The 1,200-nt window shown below is 58.1% G+C and carries 1 protein-coding gene; it reads right to left on the bottom strand.

Annotated elements, in window-relative coordinates:
• Positions 1 to 3: 3 nt before the first annotated feature.
• A protein-coding gene (locus AADZ90_RS22400; protein WP_411997180.1) for an IS3 family transposase occupies positions 4 to 1,145 on the bottom strand; the annotation gives its coding sequence in 2 pieces (ribosomal slippage) (positions 4 to 882 and positions 885 to 1,145; 1,140 coding nt in all).
• Positions 1,146 to 1,200: the final 55 nt, after the last annotated feature.

Raw genomic sequence — 1,200 nt, 5'->3', positions numbered from 1 at the left:
TGTCTAGCCCCGTGTGTCTGGGCCACTGATCATTGGTTTCTCTAATAGGGTTTCAGGAACGGGTGGGCGCATGTTGAGTGCCTGATGCGGCCGGGTGTGATTGTACTGCCTGAGCCAGTGATTGATGACGATCTGAGCTTGCTTGGTCGTCGTGAACCACTCCGCATTGAGAACCTCTCGCCGTAATGTCCCATTGAACCGCTCGTTGTATCCGTTCTCCCAGGGCGATCCCGGGTAAATGCGGATCGGCTTGATGCCAACGCGCCGAAGCCAGCCCTGCATCGCCTCTGCTGCGAACTCGGGGCCGTTATCGGATCGGATATACTCTGGGGAACCGTGGCGCAGCAGGAGCGGATAGAGTGCTTCGAGAACATCGTCGGAACCCATCTTGGTGCGGACCACAACAGCCAAGGCCTGCCGCGTGAACTCATCGAGAACCGTCAGCATCTTGTAACTGCGCCCATTGCTGAGCTTGTCGTGGACGAAGTCGATGGCCCAGACATGGTTCGGATGCGTTGGCCTCAATCGGATGATCGAGCTGTCCTTGTGGTAGAGCCGCTTGCGCTTCTTGTGCCGCTGCGGAAGCTGTAACCCTTCCTCGCGCCAGAGCCGCTCGACTTTCTTGTGATTGACCTTCCAGCCTTCAACGTGAAGCAGCTCAGCGATTTTACGATAGCCATATCGCCCGTATTGCTTAGCCAGACTGATGATTGCCAACCGCAATGCATCATCGTCTCTGGGTGCCGGTCGATATTGCAGGGAGCTCCGCGCCAGGCCAATCACCCGGCACGTCCGCCGCTCAGACGTGGCAAGCTTCTGGCGTGTGTAAATGACAGCCTGACGGAGCTCCTCTGTGGTCAGGCCCTGGGCTTTAGGTGGTTTAGGCTTTCCCTGAGGATGAGCTTGTCCAGCTCGAGCTCCGCAACGATCTTCTTCAGCCGCGCGTTCTCCTTCTCAAGGCTCTTCATCTCTGACAGCTGCGCACGGCCCATCCCGCCAAACCGCCTCCGCCAGTTGTAATACGTCGCATCGCTGATCCCGACGCTCCGACACGCCGATGCCACATCATCACCAGCCGTCAGCTTCAGCTCAATCTCACGCAGCAGCTTCAGCACGTCTTCGTCTGAATGTCGCTTCCTCGCCATGCCCAATCCCCTCTCGCGGCAAATGTAATGGCCCAGTTCTAGGGGGGAAGGACAC

The sequence above is a fragment of the Aestuariibius violaceus genome (assembly GCF_040779325.2).
GTDB classification, from domain to species: Bacteria; Pseudomonadota; Alphaproteobacteria; order Rhodobacterales; family Rhodobacteraceae; genus Aestuariibius; species Aestuariibius violaceus.
This window is presented reverse-complemented; position numbering and strand designations above follow the sequence as displayed.